Source organism: Streptomyces sp. NPDC056361, from assembly GCF_042262805.1.
Lineage (GTDB): Bacteria > Actinomycetota > Actinomycetes > Streptomycetales > Streptomycetaceae > Streptomyces.
In genome coordinates this window covers 69,378-82,893 of record NZ_JBHJQI010000008.1, presented here as the reverse complement: position 1 = coordinate 82,893, position 13,516 = coordinate 69,378, and the positions used below count along the sequence as shown (strand labels likewise).

13 protein-coding genes are annotated in these 13,516 nt (G+C 72.0%); 7 read left to right on the top strand and 6 right to left on the bottom strand.

Translation table 11 applies throughout. From position 1 onward, the window contains the following. Window positions 1–32 precede the first annotated feature (32 nt). The 4 genes from ACFCY7_RS04505 (at window position 33) to ACFCY7_RS04490 (ending at window position 3,554) form a co-directional block, all read left to right on the top strand. Window positions 33–827: an ABC transporter ATP-binding protein gene (locus tag ACFCY7_RS04505; protein WP_376481233.1), complete on the top strand. Its 795-nt coding sequence runs from the start codon at window positions 33–35 to the stop codon at window positions 825–827. Continuing rightward, window positions 814–1,707 (top strand): ABC transporter permease, encoded by an 894-nt coding sequence (locus tag ACFCY7_RS04500; protein ID WP_376481231.1) that lies wholly within the window; start codon window positions 814–816, stop codon window positions 1,705–1,707. The genes ACFCY7_RS04505 and ACFCY7_RS04500 overlap by 14 nt, the downstream gene beginning before the upstream one ends. A gap of 8 nt (window positions 1,708–1,715) precedes the next feature. Continuing rightward, window positions 1,716–2,507 (top strand): sirohydrochlorin chelatase, encoded by a 792-nt coding sequence (locus ACFCY7_RS04495; RefSeq protein ID WP_376481229.1) that lies wholly within the window; start codon window positions 1,716–1,718, stop codon window positions 2,505–2,507. A gap of 162 nt (window positions 2,508–2,669) precedes the next feature. Continuing rightward, window positions 2,670–3,554 (top strand): D-alanyl-D-alanine carboxypeptidase family protein, encoded by an 885-nt coding sequence (locus ACFCY7_RS04490; protein WP_376481273.1) that lies wholly within the window; start codon window positions 2,670–2,672, stop codon window positions 3,552–3,554. Window positions 3,555–3,577: 23 nt separating this feature from the next. Here the strand turns inward: ACFCY7_RS04490 and ACFCY7_RS04485 are convergent, their stop codons facing one another. Further along, window positions 3,578–4,216 (bottom strand): DsbA family protein, encoded by a 639-nt coding sequence (locus ACFCY7_RS04485; RefSeq protein WP_376481228.1) that lies wholly within the window; start codon window positions 4,214–4,216, stop codon window positions 3,578–3,580. Window positions 4,217–4,295: 79 nt separating this feature from the next. After that, window positions 4,296–4,850: a DUF1697 domain-containing protein gene (locus ACFCY7_RS04480; RefSeq protein WP_376481226.1), complete on the bottom strand. Its 555-nt coding sequence runs from the start codon at window positions 4,848–4,850 to the stop codon at window positions 4,296–4,298. Window positions 4,851–5,137: 287 nt separating this feature from the next. Here ACFCY7_RS04480 and ACFCY7_RS04475 point away from each other — a divergent pair, with 287 nt between their 5' ends. The 3 genes from ACFCY7_RS04475 (at window position 5,138) to ACFCY7_RS04465 (ending at window position 9,018) form a co-directional block, all read left to right on the top strand. Beyond that, complete coding sequence (locus tag ACFCY7_RS04475) at window positions 5,138–5,995, top strand: phosphotransferase enzyme family protein (protein WP_376481224.1); 858 nt, start codon at window positions 5,138–5,140, stop codon at window positions 5,993–5,995. Between the two features lie 45 nt (window positions 5,996–6,040). After that, complete coding sequence (locus ACFCY7_RS04470) at window positions 6,041–6,871, top strand: alpha/beta fold hydrolase (RefSeq protein ID WP_376481222.1); 831 nt, start codon at window positions 6,041–6,043, stop codon at window positions 6,869–6,871. A gap of 299 nt (window positions 6,872–7,170) precedes the next feature. Next, window positions 7,171–9,018 (top strand): alpha/beta fold hydrolase, encoded by a 1,848-nt coding sequence (locus ACFCY7_RS04465; protein ID WP_376481220.1) that lies wholly within the window; start codon window positions 7,171–7,173, stop codon window positions 9,016–9,018. 20 nt (window positions 9,019–9,038) lie between these two features. On the opposite strand, the gene ACFCY7_RS04460 is transcribed toward ACFCY7_RS04465, so the two are convergent. The 4 genes from ACFCY7_RS04460 to ACFCY7_RS04445 all read right to left on the bottom strand — a co-directional run bounded on the left by ACFCY7_RS04460 (window position 9,039) and on the right by ACFCY7_RS04445 (window position 13,481). Next, the gene (locus tag ACFCY7_RS04460) at window positions 9,039–9,764 is read right to left on the bottom strand and encodes a 3'-5' exonuclease (RefSeq protein WP_376481219.1); all 726 of its coding nucleotides are present in this window, start codon (window positions 9,762–9,764) and stop codon (window positions 9,039–9,041) included. 87 nt (window positions 9,765–9,851) lie between these two features. Beyond that, entirely contained in the window at window positions 9,852–11,120 is a 1,269-nt protein-coding gene (locus ACFCY7_RS04455; protein WP_376481218.1) for an SAV2148 family HEPN domain-containing protein, read from the bottom strand. Between the two features lie 110 nt (window positions 11,121–11,230). Beyond that, window positions 11,231–12,571, bottom strand: coding sequence for a copper amine oxidase (locus ACFCY7_RS04450; RefSeq protein ID WP_376481216.1), 1,341 nt, complete (start codon window positions 12,569–12,571; stop codon window positions 11,231–11,233). Window positions 12,572–12,626: 55 nt separating this feature from the next. Further along, window positions 12,627–13,481, bottom strand: a complete 855-nt coding sequence (locus ACFCY7_RS04445; RefSeq protein WP_376481214.1) for a Tat pathway signal sequence domain protein — start codon at window positions 13,479–13,481, stop codon at window positions 12,627–12,629. Between the last annotated feature and the right edge of the window lie 35 nt (window positions 13,482–13,516).

The window sequence follows — 13,516 nt, the reverse complement described above, 5'->3', positions numbered from 1 at the left end:
CCCGAGTTCAGCATTACCAGGAGGTGACGACCATGGCCACGACCACGACGCTCGCCAAGGCCGAGGAAGGTGCGGCGGTGACCCATGCCGCCCGCATCGAGCATGTCTCGAAGTCCTTCGGCGGACCCGCCGGCGGGCAGCTCGTCCTCGACGACATCTCGCTCGATGTCGCCCCGGGCGAGTTCGTCACCCTCCTGGGCGCCTCGGGCTGCGGCAAGTCCACGCTGCTCAACCTGGTCGCCGGGCTCGACCGGCCGTCCGCGGGGTCCATCGAGACCCCCGGCGGCCGGCCGGCCCTGATGTTCCAGGAGCACGCCCTCTTCCCGTGGCTCACCGCGGGCAAGAACATCGAACTGGCCCTGCGACTGCGCGGGGTGCCCAAGGCCGACCGCCGCACCGAGGCCGAGCGGCTGCTCGACCTGGTGCGGCTGGGCGGCTCGTACGACAAGCGGGTGCACGAGCTGTCCGGCGGCATGCGGCAGCGGGTCGCGCTGGCCCGCGCGCTGGCCCAGGCCAGCGACCTGCTCCTGATGGACGAGCCGTTCGCCGCGCTCGACGCCATCACCCGGGACGTGCTGCACGACGAGCTGACCCGGATCTGGCGGGAGACGAAGCTGTCGGTGCTCTTCGTCACCCACAACGTGCGCGAGGCCGTGCGGCTGGCCGAGCGTGTCGTCCTCCTCTCCTCGCGGCCCGGCCGGATCGCGCACGAGTGGACCATCGACATTCCTCAGCCGCGTCGTATCGAGGACGCCGACGTCGCGGAACTGTCCCTCGAGATCACCGATCACCTGCGTGGGGAGATCCGCCGCCATGGCCAGCACTGAAACCGCCCTGAAGACGGAGAAGGCCGACGACCTCGCCGGCCTCGAAGCCGGCCTGGACGCGCTCGACAGCGTGCAGATCCGGCGGACCCCGGTCCGTGAGGTGCTGCTCAAGAAGGTGTTCCCGCCGGTCGTCGCCGTCGTGCTCGTCCTGGTCGTGTGGCAGCTCCTCGTCACGCTGAAGGTGACGGACGAGTACAAGCTGCCCGCCCCGTCCGCGGTGTGGGACAGCCTGACCGTGATGTGGAAGGAGGGGACGCTCCTCGGCGTCCTGTGGACCAGCGTGTCCCGGGCGCTCTACGGCTTCGTCCTCGCGCTGGCCATCGGCACCCCGCTGGGCCTGCTCGTCTCGCGCGTGAAGTTCGTGCGGGCGGCGATCGGCCCGATCCTGGCGGGTCTCCAGTCGCTGCCCTCGGTCGCCTGGGTGGCACCGGCCGTCCTGTGGCTCGGCCTCAACGACAGCATGATGTACGCGGTGATCCTGCTCGGCGCCGTCCCCTCCATCGCCAACGGCCTCGTCGCCGGCGTCGACCAGGTCCCGCCGCTCTTCCTGCGGGCGGGCCAGACACTCGGCGCGACGGGGCTCAAGGGCGCCTGGTACATCGTGATGCCGGCCGCGCTCCCGGGCTACCTGGCCGGCCTCAAGCAGGGCTGGGCGTTCTCGTGGCGTTCGCTGATGGCCGCCGAGATCATCGCGTCCTCCCCCGACCTGGGCCTCGGCCTCGGCCAGCTCCTGGAGAACGGCCGCAACAACATCGACATGGCCGGGATCTTCCTGGCGATCATCCTCATCCTGATCGTCGGCATCGCCATCGACCTGCTGATCTTCAGCCCGCTGGAGCGCACGGTGCTCCGCCGCCGTGGTCTGCTGACGAAGAGCTGAGCGCACCCGTGAACCGTCCTGCCCTCCCGTCGCCCACCACCGCCCTTGCGGGGAGGCGCTCCGCGCCCGTCCTCCTGGTCGTCGCCCACGGCAGCCGCGACCCGCGGCACGCGGCGACCGTCCAGGCGCTGGTGCGGCGGGTCGGCGCGCTGCGGCCGGGGCTGCGCGTGGAGACGGCGTTCCTGGAGTTCAACCTGCCGTCGGTGCCGGGGGTGCTCGACCGGCTCGCCGCCGACGGGGTGCGGGACGTGGTGGCGCTGCCGCTGCTGCTGACCCGCGCCTTCCACGCGAAGGCCGACATACCCGCCGCACTGCGCCAGGTGCCCCCGTCCCTGAGCATCCGCCAGGCGGAGGTCCTCGGCCCCTCGCCGCTGCTGATCGCGGCGGTGGAGCGGCGGCTGTACGAGGCCGGGCTCACGCCCGGCGACAAGAGCGCGACCGGGGTCGTCCTGGCCTCGGCGGGCTCCACAGACCCGGAGGCGATCGCGGTGATCGCAGAAACGGCGCGGGAGCTGCGGCGCACCGGTTGGTGCTCCGTGCGGCCCGCCTTCGCCTCCGCATCCCTTCCCCGTACGGACGAGGCCGTCCGCGCCCTGCGCGCGGAGCCGGGCGTCCGGCGGGTGGCCGTCGCCCCGTACGTCATCGCACCCGGCCGCCTCCCCGACCGCATCGCGGCCGGTGCCGCGGAGGCGGACGTCCTCGCGGACGTCCTCGGCCCCTCGCCCGAGCTGGCGCGTCTCCTGCTCGATCGGTACGACGGTGCGCGGGCGGCGCGGCACGCGGTGGCGCGTACCGCCTGAACGGCGGGCGTGAATGCCGGCGCGTGCGCCGACGCGTGCGCCGACGCGATGAAAATCACGCCTCCAACCGCACATCCCTTGAGCCCTCTTGTGCGTCTAGTGTGCGCCGGGTCCGTTTCGGACCGGGCGCACACCGACTCCTACCAAGGGCAGAACACTTTGCTGACTTCGACACTCGGCGTACGCCGTGCCGTCACCGTCTCGCTGACGACGTCGGCCGTACTGGCCGGGGGCCTGTTCGCGGGCCAGGCGCACGCCGCGACGCCCGCCCCGTCGATCACCGCCCCGGGCGGCTTCGTCATGAACAACGGGACGGGCGCCACGCTGTACGGGAAGGCCGCGGACACCCGCAGGTCCACCGGTTCCACCACGAAGATCATGACCGCGAAGGTGGTGCTGGCCCAGCGCGGTCTCAACCTCGACGCCAAGGTCACGGTCCAGAAGGCCTACAGCGACTACATCGTCGCCAAGAACGCCTCCTCCGCCCGGCTCATCGTCGGTGACAAGGTGACGGTCCGGCAGCTCCTCTACGGCCTGATGCTGCCGTCGGGGTGCGACGCGGCCTACGCGCTGGCCGACAAGTTCGGCACCGGCACCACCCGGGACGCCCGGATCAAGTCGTTCATCGGGAAGATGAACGACGAGGCCCGCAAGCTCGGCATGCGCAACACCCACTTCGACTCGTTCGACGGAATAAGCAATGGCAGCAACTACTCGACTCCGCGCGATCTGACGAAGCTCGCGAGCAGTGCGATGAAGGACGCCACCTTCCGCACCGTGGTGAAGACGAAGTCCACGAGCCAGAAGGTCACCACGAAGACCGGTGGCTACCGGTACATGTCGTGGACCAACACGAACAAGCTGCTGAGCACCTACAGCGGCGCGATCGGCGTGAAGACCGGTTCGGGTCCGCAGGCCAAGTACTGCCTGGTCTTCGCGGCCACCCGCAACGGCAAGACGGTCATCGGCGCGGTCCTCGGTGCGCCTTCCGAGACGAACCGGGCGGCCGACGTCAAGAAGCTGCTGGACTACGGCTTCAGCAGGTAGGAGGCACCCGCCGGCGGCCGCGGCTAACCGAAGTCGAGGCCGCCGGTGCGGGTCCGCTTGAGTTCGAACAGGTCCGGGTGGTTCGCGAGGACCCGGAAGCCGTCGAAGAGTTCGGCGGCGCGCTCGCCGCGCGGGATGGCCCGCAGGACGGGCCCGAACCAGACGGTGCCGTCGACGTGGATCGTCGGGGTGCCGACGTACCCGTCGGTCTCGGGCTCCTTGCCGGCGTCGTGGCTGCGGCGGACGGCCTCGTCGTAGGACGGGTCGTGGGCGGCGGCGGCGAGCTCGGGCGGCAGGCCCAGTTCGGTGAGCGACTCCGCGATGACGGCGTCGAAGTCCTTCTGCTTCTTCTCGTGGATGCGGGTGCCGTACGCGGTGTAGAGCGGGCGCAGGATCTCCTCGCCGTGCCGCTCGGCGGCGGCGACCGCCACCCGGACCGGGCCGATGGAGGCGTCGACGAGCTCGCGGTACCAGTCGGGCAGGGTGTTGCCCTCGTTGTGGACGTACAGGCTCATGACCTTGAAGCGGAGGTCGATGTCCCGGTGCTCCTCGACCTCCAGGATCCAGCGCGAGGTGATCCAGGCGAAGGGGCAGGCGGGGTCGAAGTAGAAGTCGACGGTGGGGCGGGACGGGGTCCCCGGCCGGGTCTCGGTGGTCGTCATACCGTCGAATCTAGCCAGGAGGTGGCCTGTCGTCCTGGTCCAATCACGGGCCGTCGCAGTGGGCCACTTCGCGGGTCGGTCAGTCCTCCCGGGTCATCTCGACGAGCTTGACCACGGTGTTCCAGTTCCTGGCGGTGACGACCAGCCCCTTCACGACGGACGGCCGGGACACCGCCTCGCCCAGCTTCGAGGTCCCGAGGCCGCCGGGGGTGTGGAGGTACAGCACCCGGTCGCCGAGGGCGAAGTCCTCCGGGGCGTACGCCTCGCGGTCGATCGCGGCGAACCGCTCGGGTTCGGCGGGCCCGGAGTAGTAGACGGCGTGCAGCTGCTTGCCTTCGAGCTCCGCGGCGGGGAACGGGCAGGCCTCGGCGACGGCGGCGAGGTAGTCGCCGTCGCGGACGATGCAGTCGACGCGGAAGCCGAAGCGGCTCTCGATCGCGTCCTCGAGCTCCGTGGTGAGCGCGCCCTCGGAGGCCCCGGAGTCGGTCGTGAAGACCGCGTTCCCGCTCTGGAGGTACGTACGGACGCCTCCGTGCCCGAGGCCTTCGAGGAGCTCGCGGAGCTCCGCCATGGGGACCTTCCGGCGCCCGCTCACGTTGATGCCGCGGAGCAGGGCCGCGTACGTCTTCGTCATGGGGCCCAATGTAGGCGGCCACCGCGCCTCGTGGGGGGCGGCACGGTGGCCGGTTCGAACACTGTCCGATGAAGGGTTCCCGGAGAAGACCCTTCACCCATCTGTGACTTATTCAACAAGGTTTCGTAATCGCGAATCCATCGATTGCGCCGATAGCGGGCGAGAACGCGGTTGCCGTCCGTGACCGGTCGCCTCCGCAGCCCGCCCGCGCCGACGTCGAGGCGACCGGCTCGGCGAACCGCGCGGGTGCGAGACTTTGGCGCAACGCACGCGTGAGGGAGAGGTCGATGGACGAGGCGAGGGCACGAGAGGTCCTGGGGGCGGCGGGGCTGCCCGTCGCGGAGGCGCGGCTGCTCGCCCTCGGGGAGAACGCGGTCTTCGCCGTGGACGCCCTGGTGGTGAAGGTGGGCCGGGACGCCGAGTTGTTCGAGCGGGCGGAACGGGAGCTCGCGCTGGCCTCGTGGCTGGCGGAGGCGGGCGTTCCGGCGGTCCGGGCCGCCGAGGAGAAGCCGCGCCTGGTCGAGGGGCACCCGGTGACCGTGTGGCACCGGCTGCCCGACGCGGTCCGGCCGACCGAGCCCCGTGACCTGGCCCCGCTGCTCCGCGCCGTGCACGCGCTGCCGGAGCCGGCGGGCCTCGCCCTCCCCCGCCGTGACCTGCTCGGCGGGGTCGAGCGGTGGCTGCGGCTGGCGGGTGACGCGATCGACCCGGCGGACGCGGCGTTCCTGCGGGAGCGCCGTGACTCCTTCGCGCCGGCGGCGGCCGCGCTGACCCCGCACCTGACGCCGGGGCCGATCCACGGCGACGCCCTCCCCCGGAACGTCCACGTCGGCCCGGACGGTCCGGTCCTGGTGGACCTGGAGACCTTCTCGTCCGACCTGCGCGAGCACGACCTCGTGGTGCTCGCGCTCTCCCGGGACCGGTACGGCCTCGACCCGGCCGCCTACGACGCCTTCACGGAGGCGTACGGCTGGGACGTCCGGGAGTGGGACGGGTGCGCGGTGCTGCGCGGCGCGCGGGAGACCGCGAGCTGTGCGTGGGTGGCGCAGCACGCGCCGGCGAACCCGAAGGCCCTGGCCGAGTTCGAGCGGCGGGTGGCCTCGCTGCGGGAGGGCGACCCCCAGGTCCGCTGGTACTCGTTCTGACATCATGGCCGGTGCCGAAACCGGCCTGAGGAACGGGGTGTCGAGATGCGTGTCGAACTGTCCGAGGTGTCCCTCGACGTCGAGGTGAGCGGCGAGGGACCGGCGGTGCTGCTGGTGCACGGCTTCCCCGACAGTCACCATCTGTGGCGCCATCAGGTCGCGGCCCTCACGGCCGCCGGCTTCCGGTGCGTCACGCCCACCCTGCGCGGCTTCGGCGCGTCGGACCGCCCGGAGGGCGGCCCGGAGGCGTACCACCCGGCGAAGCACGTGGGCGATCTGCTCCAGCTCCTCGCCCGGCTGGAGCTGGACCGGGTCCACCTCGTCGGCCACGACTGGGGTTCCGGCATCGTCCAGGGCCTCGCCGGCGTGGTGCCGGACCGGGTGCGCAGCCTGAGCCTGCTGTCGGTGGGGCACTTGGGCGCCATCCGGGCCGCCGGCTGGGAGCAGAAGCAGCGGTCCTGGTACATGCTGCTGTTCCAGCTGGCCGGGGTGGCCGAGGACTGGCTCTCGCGGGACGACTTCGCCAACCTCCGCGAGATGCTGGCCGAGCACCCGGACGCGGACGCGGTGATCGAGCCGCTGCGCGCCCCCGGCGCCCTCACGGCCGCGCTGGACATCTACCGCGCCGGCCTCCCGCCGGAGGTCCAGTTCGGCGCCGACCTTCCGCTGGTCCCGCTGCCGATGACGCTGCCGGTGATGGGCCTGTGGTCCACCGGCGACCGCTTCCTGACCGAGCGGTCGATGTCCGGCTCGGGCGACTTCGTGAACGGCTCCTGGCGCTACGAGCGCGTCGAGGAGGCCGGTCACTGGCTCCAGCTCGACCAGCCGGAGCGGGTGAACGACCTGCTGCTCTCCTTCCTGAAGGAGAACGGCTGAAGGGCCGGTTCCGGTCGATCACCGGTGATCCTGGGTGACCGCTTCCGTGAGACGGTCGACAGAAGGTGACCGTTTCCGTGGGCGGAGCCAGCGGCGGGCATATTCAAACCCGCCGGGAGGGTGAGTCCGACTCCGTCGCGGGCAGCGGTGGCGGTGTCCATTTTCCGCGCTGCCATCGCCTCTGAGCTGGGACGCTGCCGCCGTCCTCGCCACGCGGGCCTACCGGCCCGGGAACCGGCGGGGACGCCCCGGTACCCGGCGCCGGCCGGCTGGTCGGCCACAGTGAAGAGGACGGCTTCGTGAGCAACCCGCAGGACGACAACGAGATCAGCGCGGTCACCCAGGCCCAGGTGGCGCGGATCGCCGACCACGGCATCTACGCCTCCGCCACCGAGCTCGACCCGGACGCCGTCCACCTGGCCGAGGCACTGGTCGCCACGCTGAGCGGCTCGACGGAGCAGCCCCTGCTCACGCCCGAGCTCCAGCAGCTCGTGGAGCAGGTGCGGGCCAAGGCGACCTTCGGCTTCCCGCGGATCACCGCGGGGGACGGAGTGCGCCTTTCGGCGTTCACGATCAAGCTGAACGGTGACGAGCCCCGCCCGGTGGTGATCGTGCCCGCGGGCTGGACGCCGCTCGGCTGGACCCTCTTCGTGTACACCTACCTCCAGCTTGCGCTGCGCGGCTACCACGTCCTCGCGTACACCCCGCGGGGCATCGGGCAGACGTTCCCGCTGCCCGGCGGCGGTTACCTCGACGCGCCGTTCACCTCCGGCGGCACGATCGACGTCGCCGGGCCGAACGACTGGACCGACGGCTCCACGGTCATCGACTACGCGCAGGAGCACTTCGAGCCGAGCAGGGTCGCCTTCCTCGGCGAGTCGTACGGCTCCGGCATCAGCCAGCTCGTCGCGGCGCACGACCCGGCCGCCCGCGTCGACGCCGTCGTCGCCCTGAGCACCTGGGGCAACCTCGCCACCAGCATCTACGACAACGGCACCCGGCACCTGAAGGCCGTGGACGCCCTCGTCAAGCTCACCGGCGGCCCCAAGGAACGGAAGTTCGACCCCGACACCCTGCAGCTCCTGGCGGACTTCGAGGCCGGGGTGAACCTCGAGGACGTGGAGGCCTGGGGCACGGAGCGGGCGCCTTCGACGTACGCGGACGAGACCAACGCCCGAGGCGTCCCCACGTTCTTCTCCAACACGTGGCACGAGACGCTCTTCCCGGTCAACCAGGTCGTCGAGCACTTCGAGCGGCTGACCGTGCCCAAGCACCTGAACCTGTGGATCGGCGACCACGCCGCTCCCGAGGGCGCCGGTCTGACGATCCCCTTCAGCGGGCCGAACCTCCCCGTCGAGGAGGCCTTCGCCTGGCTCGACCACCACGTGCTCGGCGCCGCCAACGAGGTGCCCTCGTGGCCCACGGTCAACAACCAGATCATGTTCACGTACCAGACCCAGACCGACCCGGAGACCGGCCAGAACGTCATCACCCAGCCCGCGCGCCGCGAGTCCGCGGACTCCTGGGCGGACGTCACCACCTCCACCGAACACTGGTACCTGACCTCCGTCGGCCCCGACAGCCGTGACGGCGGCCTCGCCGCGGACGAGGAGTCCGGCTGGAAGCGGGAGTTCACCGCGGGACAGCTCACGGACGCCACCGCGGTCGACGCGCTCATCGCCACCGGCCAGGCCGAGTGGAAGGGCAACCCGAAGACCTACCCCACGGACAAGTTCGACCGGCAGCACCTCGCCGTCTGGACCAGCGCCCCCCTCCCGGCCGGCGCGAAGGGTACGGCCCGGCGCGTCCGAGGAGTCCCCGAGCTCACGCTCACCGTCCGCAGCAGCGCCACCTCGACGACGCTCGTGGCCTACCTCTTCGATGTCAGCCCTGACGACACGGCCCGCATCATCACCCACGAGCCGCGCACGCTGACCGACCTGACCCCCGGCCAGGACCGCACCGTGACCTGGAGGCTCCAGGCGGCGGGCTACGACCTGGCGGCGGATCACCGCCTCATGCTGGTGGTCAACAGCAAGGACATGCTCTACTCCGACGCCCTGACCGACGCCGGCGCCGACAGCAGCACCACCACGATCACGTCGGTCGACGGCGCGGCCGCCCGACTGACCCTGCCCCTGGGCTGACAGGACCGCGACACCCGCTCCTAGACCGCCGCCGCGACCGCCTCGCGCAAGGGCCACGTCGGGTCGACGACCGCCTCGGCGTCGCCCTTGCCGCGCAGGAAGGCCTGGAAGTTCTCGGCCCAGGCGCGGTACCAGCCGATCTGGCGGTCGTGGAGCTCGGCCGGGTCCAGGTCGGCCACCTGGGGGTGGCGCTCGGCTATCGCGACGGCGACCCGGACGGCGGCGAGCGCGTCGGCGGCGGCCTGGTGCGCGGCTTCGAGCACGACGCCGTACTCGGCGCAGACCGCTTCCAGGTTGCGCTTGCCGCGCCGGTAGCGGTCGACGGCCCGGTCGATGGTGTAGGGGTCGACGACCGGGCCGATGGCCGTGCCGCCGAGCCGCTCCTCCAGGGAGGAGAGTCCGTGGCGGCGCAGTTCGGCGGCGAGGAGCGTGAGGTCGAAGGAGGCGTTGTACGCCACGACCGGGACGCCGTCCTCCCAGTACGCCGCGAGGGCCTCGGCGATCTCGTCGGCGACCTCGCGCACCGGCCGGCCCTCGGCCGCCGCGCGCTCGGTGCTGATGCCGTGGATCGCGGAGGCCTGCTCCGGGATCCGGATGCCCGGGTCGGCCAGCCAGTCCCGCCGGCGTGTGACCCGTCCCCCGCCGTCGACCTCGACGATCGAGGCCGTGACGATGCGGGCCTCCAGCGGTTCGGTGCCGGTCGTCTCCAGGTCGAAGCCGACCAGCGTGTCGCCGTGCCAAGCCATCGGGTCCTCCTTACGTGATCTCCCCCGTGGTGTTGTCCACCCTCGCACGCACCACTGACAACGCCGCCGGCTGCCCCCGGCGAGGGGTCAGGACACGGGCCGGGAATCGAGCCAGACCGACTCGAATTCCTCCCGGTACGTCTCGAAAAGTCCGTGATCTCCCTCACGGGAGGGCTGTCCGTGCCGGACGACGTTCCGGCCGCCGCCGCGCAGGACGAGGACCGGGGCCTCCATGCCGCGGGCCCGGCGCAGATAGGACTGGACGACGCCGACGCCGTCCGGGCCGTCGCCGTCCACCAGGTAGGCGGTGAAGCGGGGGGTCTCGTCGAAGACGTGGATCTGGAAGGCGCCCGGGTCGCGCAGCTTCGAGCGGACCCGGCGCATGTGCAGGATGTTCATCTCGACGGAGCGGCTCAGCTCGCCCTTCTTGAGGCCCAGCTCGCGCTCGCGCCGCTTGACGGCGCTGCTCGCGGGGTTGAGGAAGAGGAGCCGGGTGCGGCAGCCGGACTCGGCGAGCCGGACCATGCGGCGGCCGGAGAAGTTCTGCACGAGCAGGTTGAGGCCTATGCCGGTGGCGTCGAGGCGGCGGGCGCCGCCGAACAGGTCCTCGGCGGGCAGCTGCCGCTGGAGCCTGACCCGGTCGGGGTGGACGGAGACGACGTCCGCGTACCGGTCGCCGACGAGGTCCTCGACGGCGTCGACGGGAAGCCGGTCGGCGGAGGGCACTCCGGCCCCGCTGCCGAGGATCTCCAGGATGCGGGCGGAGGCGCGCTCGGACTGGGCGAGGACGGTGAGCGAGAGGGCCCGGTTGCGGGAGACCACGTTCCGCGTGACCTCCAGCTCGTCGAGGGCGAGTTCGACCTCGCGCCGGTCGTCGAAGTAGGGCTCGAAGCAGGGCCAGTGCTGCACCATCAGCTCGCGGAGCTGGGGCAGCGTCAGGAAGCTGAGCACGTTGTCGTCGGCCGGGTCGAGGAGGTAGCCCTTGCGCCGGGAGACCTCGCGGACGGCGACCGCCCGCTGCACCCACTCCTGGCCGGCCGGTCCCGCCGCGGCCACCACCCACTCCTCGCCGTGCACGGGTTCGTACACGGGCCGCAGGACGGCGGCGACCACGGCGCGCAGCCGCTGTTCGACGAGGTTCAGCCAGATGTACGCGCGCCCGGCCCGCTGGGCGCGGGTGCGGACCTCGCTCCAGGCCTCGGCGCCCCAGTCGAGTTCCGCCCCGATCTCCACCGGCCGGGCGACGGTGACCGCGCCGGGCGGGACGACCGCGCCGGGCGGCGCCTCGGCGGGGTCGGCCGGACCCCCTTCGTGACCCGCGTCACCTGGGGGCAGCTCCAGACCTCCCGAGCTCACCCGCGCACCGCCTTCTGCTCCTGGAAGCCCGTTTCGACCACTACGACAACGATCAAGGAAGGGTACTCCGGGAGCGGGAGGCGGTGCAGCAGGATCGTCAGGCTGCTTGTTCAACTCCCCAGATCGGGCTGCCCGTTCTGAGAGGCGAGATCGGCCGGAGTGAGCGGATTCATAGCGGTTACGTCCCTGGGGGCGAGCTGGAAGCCCTGCCAGTGGACCGGCATCGGCTGCTGGTCCTCGTCCCGGGCGATGTGGTGGAACCCGATGTTGACCCACACGGACGGCTTGGTCAGGGTCTCGCCGTTGACCCATTTGTCCACACTGTTACCGGCGTTGGGCGCGCAGTTGCCGATGTTGTCGCTCGCGAACTGCTCGCAGGCGCGCGACTGGGTGAAGTACACGTCGTGCTTGGTGAAGCCGCGCCCGGCGTGGGTGTCGGTGTGGCCGGGCACGATCTCGTACGAGCGGGCGTGGCCGTCGGCGTTCTTCCCGGTGTCGCTGACGACGCGCCACCAGCGCATGTTCTTGGCGTCGCCGGCGAGTTCCTTGGTGACGAGGGTGCGCTTGGTCGTCACGGTGGGGCCGCCGCCGCCCGCGGGCGGCGGGGTGACGGTGGAGTCGTACTGCTCGATCCGGTCCTTGGTGGAGCCGTCCAGGCCGAAGTCGAGTTTCCAGAAGACGTTGTGGGCGTGGCTGGTGGCGTAGGAGCGGGCTCCCTTGCCGATGGGCCAGCCGCGGCCGTCGGTGGCGTTGTAGTCGACCGGCGAAAGGCTGCCGGTGGCACCGACGTTGGCGCCGATGGTGCCGTCGGCGGCGAACCGCCACTCGGTGATGTACTCGTACCAGCCGACCTTGTTCACGGTGTAGACGAGCAGGTCCTTGGCCTGGGCGTGCCAGACCTTGGCGCCGCTGTCGCTGGCCATGCGGTAGGCGTGGCCGCGGGCCCGGGTCGTGGTGCACAGGCCCTTGACGTCGCCGACCTCGGGCACCTTGATCGTGGTGAGGGTGCCGCCGGGGCATTCGGCGGGCTTGAGGGCCTGCAGGCCCCAGCCGAAGCCGGCGCCGGTGAGGTCGTCGTACTCGGCGCCGCCGTCGTCGTACGGCACGTGGATCTGGGCGAGCCGGGCGCTGGCGAGGACCTTCACGGGGGCGGCCGCGCCGGGCGGCTGGTAGGTGATCTTGTCGAGGACGAGGCCGGCGTCGGTGCTGTACCGCCAGCACATGCGCCAGCTCGCGCCGCCGTCGAGCGTCTTCATGACGCGGTAGGCGGAGGAGCAGTCGGGGCCGGCCGCGTAGGCGGTGCGCGGGGGCGGCGGGGTGGGTGCGGCGGTGGCGCCGGTCGCGGGGCCGGCGGCCGCGGTGGCGGTGCCGAGCAGGGCGGCCGCGGTCAGGGCGGCGCCGCGCCCGCGGACTCGCCGCTGCCGGGTGGACAGGCTGCGCTGGGTGGACATGGGAACGTACTCCCTCGTACGGAGATGCGACAGGAGAGGACCGGGGCGGCGGTGGTCAGCCGACGCGGGTGACGGTCCTCGCGGAGAGGTCGACGATCAGGTTCCGGGTGTCGATCCAGGCCCCGTTGAGGACCTTGGTGACGAGCCGGACGCAGCGGTGCTCGCCGCACTCGGCCAGCTGCGCGGGCACGGAGGCCTCGCGGTAGGGGCGGTAGGCGTCGCCGTTGAACCACAGCTGGGCGGTGGAGGTGAGCTCCTTGCCGGTGGCGTCCTTGTAGTCCTCCTTGACGCCCTTGCCGAGCGGGCTCGCGAGGATCAGTTCCAGGGCCTCGCGCAGCTCCTCCGGGTGGGCGGAGGGCTGGACGCCCTTCTGCGTACCGGACTTCTCGACCTTGCCCGTGTCGAGGTTGACGGTCCGGGTGACGAGTTCGTCCCGGGCGTAGTCGTAGAAGCGCACGTCGGCGCGGCGGGTGGGGTCGCCCTGCCGGGGTTCGGCGAGCTCGGTGGCGAGGTGCTGCGGGCCCCGGCCGCCCTCGACGTTCTGCTGGGCGGAGGCGCCGGGCGGGGTCAGCGCGAGCGCCTCGGCCCGGGCGAGCTCGGCGTCGGTGAGCGGGTCGCTGCCCACGCCCTTCGCGCCTTCCGCCGGCGCGGGCACCACGGTCGCGGGCGGGGGCGCCGAGCCGGCGGCCTGCGCTCCGGTACCGTCCTGTCCTGCGGTCGCGCCGGCGGACTCCCCCGCGGCCGCGTTCGCTCCGTCGGCCCCCACCGACACGGTGCCGCGGCCGCCCGGCGTGTCGTCGGCCCCCGCGGTTCCCGGCAGGGTGATCGCGACCGCGACGGCGGTTCCCGTCACCGCCATGGCCGCTCCGGCCACCACCTTCCCCAGGTGGCGGCGCGCTATTTCGTACACACTTCCCCCTCTATCCCCCTCTTGGTCCTGCGGTC